8 protein-coding genes and 1 other annotated feature are annotated in these 3,964 nt (G+C 33.9%); all 8 genes read left to right on the forward strand.

Features of this window, described 5'->3' with window-relative positions; genetic code table 11:
* Positions 1-121, forward strand: a 121-nt coding sequence (locus Q1J60_RS09995; RefSeq protein ID WP_448268848.1) for an EF-Tu C-terminal domain-related protein, incomplete at its 5' end; no start/stop codon positions are given.
* 182 nt (positions 122-303) lie between these two features.
* Positions 304-453 carry a 50S ribosomal protein L33 gene (rpmG, locus tag Q1J60_RS10000; RefSeq protein WP_055260249.1) on the forward strand — a complete coding sequence of 50 codons (150 nt, stop codon included), beginning with the start codon at positions 304-306 and terminating at the stop codon, positions 451-453.
* 54 nt (positions 454-507) lie between these two features.
* On the forward strand, positions 508-732 hold the full coding sequence (gene secE, locus Q1J60_RS10005) for a preprotein translocase subunit SecE (RefSeq protein WP_300375525.1): 225 nt from the start codon (positions 508-510) through the stop codon (positions 730-732).
* A gap of 37 nt (positions 733-769) precedes the next feature.
* Positions 770-1,291, forward strand: coding sequence for a transcription termination/antitermination protein NusG (nusG, locus tag Q1J60_RS10010; RefSeq protein ID WP_300375528.1), 522 nt, complete (start codon positions 770-772; stop codon positions 1,289-1,291).
* 74 nt (positions 1,292-1,365) lie between these two features.
* A complete protein-coding gene (rplK, locus tag Q1J60_RS10015) occupies positions 1,366-1,791 on the forward strand; it encodes a 50S ribosomal protein L11 (protein WP_300375531.1) in 426 nt (141 codons plus the stop codon).
* A gap of 57 nt (positions 1,792-1,848) precedes the next feature.
* Positions 1,849-2,538 carry a 50S ribosomal protein L1 gene (gene rplA / locus Q1J60_RS10020; protein ID WP_300375534.1) on the forward strand — a complete coding sequence of 230 codons (690 nt, stop codon included), beginning with the start codon at positions 1,849-1,851 and terminating at the stop codon, positions 2,536-2,538.
* 55 nt (positions 2,539-2,593) lie between these two features.
* Positions 2,594-2,720 (forward strand) — a sequence feature (ribosomal protein L10 leader region).
* 34 nt (positions 2,721-2,754) lie between these two features.
* Complete coding sequence (rplJ, locus tag Q1J60_RS10025) at positions 2,755-3,255, forward strand: 50S ribosomal protein L10 (protein ID WP_003452177.1); 501 nt, start codon at positions 2,755-2,757, stop codon at positions 3,253-3,255.
* A gap of 46 nt (positions 3,256-3,301) precedes the next feature.
* Entirely contained in the window at positions 3,302-3,667 is a 366-nt protein-coding gene (gene rplL / locus Q1J60_RS10030) for a 50S ribosomal protein L7/L12 (RefSeq protein WP_300375537.1), read from the forward strand.
* Positions 3,668-3,964: the final 297 nt, after the last annotated feature.

Consider the following 3,964-nt stretch of genomic DNA (forward strand, 5'->3'; position numbering starts at 1 on the left):
CCACATTGACATGGAAGTTGAATTAATCACAGAAATCGCTATGGATGAAGGATTAAGATTCGCTATCAGAGAAGGTGGAAGAACTGTAGGTTCAGGAGTTGTTACTTCAATAATCGAGTAGTTTTAAGCAAAATAACATATAGTTTATCATAATAAGGACTGGGTTAAATAACCTAGTCCTTTACATAGCCAACATTTGTTGACACTTGTGTATATTTATGATAATGTATTTTAGTAATTAACTAGCAGTGTATTGGTAGATAGAACTACTTTTAATATACAACAAAACTGGAGGTGCTGAACGTGAGAGTAAAAGTAACTTTAGCATGTACTGAGTGCAAGCAAAGAAACTACAACACTATGAAAAATAAGAAAAACGATCCTAATAGAATAGAGATGAAAAAATACTGCAAATTCTGTAAGAGTCATACTCTTCACAGAGAAACTAAGTAGTGTTTTGGAAAGCAAAATTCTAATACATTATTATGGTGTTAAGGATGTGAATTTATGGCTGTAAAGCAAGATGTAAATGAACAAAGCAGAGGCTTTGGTATAATGAAGTTCTTTAGAGGGGTTAAGGCTGAAATCAAAAGAATAACTTGGCCGCCAAAAGAAGAAGCTAAAAAGGCCATTGTTGCAGTAATTGTATTTACTGCAATATCTATTGCTTCAATAGGAGTAATGGATTTTGTATTTAAGAACCTCTTTGAGTTAGTGTTTGGACTTAAATAATATAAAGGAGGTTTGGTGATTTATTCACCGTTATGATATGAGTGATAGAGCTAGATGGTACGTAGTACACACATATTCAGGATACGAAAATAAAGTTAAAGCAAATCTTGAGAAAACTATAGAGAACAGAAACTTAGAATCTTTAATATTAGACATTCAAGTTCCTATGGAAGAGAGTGTGGAAGAAAAAGATGGTAAGATAAAAGTTACTTTAAAGAAAAAATTCCCAGGATATGTTATAGTAAACATGGTTATGACAGATGAATCTTGGTATGTCGTAAGAAATACAAGAGGAGTAACTGGATTTGTAGGTCCAGGGTCAAAACCTGTACCACTTACCGATGAAGAGGTAGAATCTATGGGAGTAATGAAAACTGCTATGGATATCGACTTGGAGGTAGGAGAAACTATAAACATTATTTCAGGAGCTTTAAGTGGTTTTGCTGCTATAATCCAAGAAATAAATGTTGAAAAAGGCAAAATAAAAGCCTTAGTAGATATGTTCGGTAGAGAAACTCTAGCTGAACTAGATTTTAATCAAGTAGAAAAATTAGATTAAAAATCAGACTAACGTCTCGATCAAGTGGGAGGGCGGAAGTCCGATAATTACCACAGTATAGGAGGAATAAACTCATGGCTAAGAAAGTAACAGGAATGATAAAACTTCAACTTCCTGCAGGAAAAGCAACACCAGCACCACCAGTAGGACCAGCTTTAGGTCAACACGGTGTAAACATAATGGGATTCTGTAAAGAATTCAACGCAAAGACTGCTGATAAAGCTGGTTTAATAATACCAGTTGTAATAACTGTATATCAAGACAGATCATTCAGCTTCATATTAAAAACTCCACCAGCTGCAGTTCTTATAAAGAAAGAATTAGGCTTAGAAAGTGGATCAGGTGTTCCAAATAGAAATAAAATTGGAAACATAACTAAAGAGCAAGTAAGAAAAATTGCTGAATTGAAAATGCCAGACTTAAATGCTGCAACAATCGAAACTGCAATGAGCATGATCGAAGGTACTGCTAGAAGTATGGGTGTAGTAGTAGTAGAATAATTTATTCAAATCGGTGGGAGGTAAAAACCGCTAATACCACAAAGGAGGATTATATTAATGGGAAAGAAATATATTGAAAGTTCAAAATTAATAGATAAAAATGCATTATATACTCCAGCAGAAGCTTTAGAGCTTGCTGTTAAAACTGCAAAAGCTAAATTCGATGAAACTATCGAATTACACGTAAGATTAGGTGTAGACCCAAGACATGCTGACCAACAAGTTAGAGGAGCTGTTGTTCTTCCACATGGAACTGGTAAAGATGTTAAAGTTTTAGTTTTCGCTAAAGGTGAGAAAGCTAAAGAAGCTGAAGCTGCAGGAGCGGATTTCGTTGGAGCTGACGAATTAGTACAAAAAATTCAAGGTGAAAATTGGTTTGATTATGATGTAGTTGTTGCTACTCCAGATATGATGGGTGTAGTTGGTAGATTAGGTAGAGTATTAGGACCAAAAGGTTTAATGCCAAACCCAAAATCAGGAACAGTTACATTTGATGTGGCTAATGCTATAAAAGAAATCAAAGCAGGTAAAGTTGAATATAGAGTAGATAAGACTGCTATAGTTCACTGCCCAATAGGAAAGAAATCTTTCGGAACTGAGAAATTAGTTGAAAACTTCAAAGCTTTAATGGATGCTTTAGTAAAAGCTAAACCAGCTGCTGCTAAAGGACAATACTTAAAATCAGTTTCAGTTTCATCTACTATGGGACCTGGAGCTAAAGTTAATCCGGTTAAAGTTTTAGATTAATTTTAATAAAATGCTTGACGTAAGTTTGAGTGTGTGTTAAAATAATTATTGTTGAAAAAGTGAATTAAAGTTTCCGTAGACAGTAGGTGCTGTAATGCATAACGTAGAACAACCTACCGAGGGCAATTGTAGTATATATAATAGTCTTCCTATGTCTACGGGAAGACTTTTCTTATTATATAAAGCAGTTAACTAAACTGTGAGGAGGTGGACACAGTGAACAAAAACAGACAATTAAAAGAAGCTAAAGTTGCAGAGATAAAAGAGAAATTAGAAAAAGCTCAATCAGTTGTACTTGCTAGCTACCAAGGTTTAACAGTAGAACAAGATACAAACTTAAGAAAGAGCTTAAGAGAAGCAGGTGTTGAGTATAAAGTTTACAAAAACACATTAGTTACTCTAGCTGCAAAAGAATTAGGTTTTGATGGAATAGTTGAATACTTAGAAGGTCCAGTTTCAATAGCTTTCGGTTACGAAGATGCTACTGCTCCAGCTAGAATCCTTAACGATTTCGCTAAGGAAAATAAAAAGCTTGAGTTAAAAGCTGCTATAGTAGAAGGAACAGTTTACAACAAAGAGCAAACTGAGCAACTTGCTGCTATACCTTCAAGAGAAGTGTTACTTGCAAAACTTCTTGGAAGTATCAAGTCACCACTATCAAATTTTGCATACTTATTAAGTGCAATAGCAGACAAGAAAGAAGAATCTGCTGAATAATTAATAAAATTTAAAAAATAGGAAAGAAAATTCGGAGGTGCGAATCATGACAAAAGAGCAAATCATAGAAGCTATAAAAGAAATGAGTGTTTTAGAATTAAACGAGTTAGTTAAAGCTTGTGAAGAAGAATTTGGAGTAAGCGCGGCTGCTCCAGTTGCTGTTGTAGGCGGAGCTGTTGCAGGTGCTGCTGCAGAAGAAAAATCAGAGTTTGACGTAGTATTAGCTAGCGCTGGTGCTAACAAAATAAAAGTAATCAAAGCAGTTAGAGAATTAACTGGTTTAGGATTAAAAGAAGCTAAAGAAATAGTTGATGGAGCTCCTAAAACATTAAAAGAAGCTGTAGCTAAAGAAGAAGCTGAAGATATGAAAGCTAAATTAGCTGAAGTTGGAGCTGAGGTAGAGCTTAAGTAATTAAAGCTTAACTTTAAAATATTAAAAGAGGTACTTACTAGTGCCTCTTTTTTTTAACTAAAGAGATTGAAGTAATAAAAAAATAAAAGTAAATTTTTCAAGAATATTGACAAGTGGTATTGCCTATGATACCATAAATAAATGTACTATCATATGATAGTATAAAGTTGAATATGAATTTTATGTATACTAGAGAAAAAAATGGGTATACTAAAAAGATGATATTGTATGTAATCCGAAAGCATAGGTCCTTAGGGAAAGTATGCTTTTGGCTATTTTAGTTTATACAAGGGGTGA

It is taken from the genome of Clostridium sp., from assembly GCF_029258205.1.
GTDB lineage: Bacteria > Bacillota > Clostridia > Clostridiales > Clostridiaceae > Sarcina.

Bases quoted from the DNA above. Each gene is read 5' to 3' on its own strand.
- secE (WP_300375525.1), top strand. From the start codon at position 508: ATGGCTGTAAAGCAAGATGTAAATGAACAAAGCAGAGGCTTTGGTATA.
- nusG (WP_300375528.1), top strand. From the start codon at position 770: ATGAGTGATAGAGCTAGATGGTACGTAGTACACACATATTCAGGATAC.
- rplK (WP_300375531.1), top strand. From the start codon at position 1,366: ATGGCTAAGAAAGTAACAGGAATGATAAAACTTCAACTTCCTGCAGGA.
- rplA (WP_300375534.1), top strand. From the start codon at position 1,849: ATGGGAAAGAAATATATTGAAAGTTCAAAATTAATAGATAAAAATGCA.
- rplL (WP_300375537.1), top strand. From the start codon at position 3,302: ATGACAAAAGAGCAAATCATAGAAGCTATAAAAGAAATGAGTGTTTTA.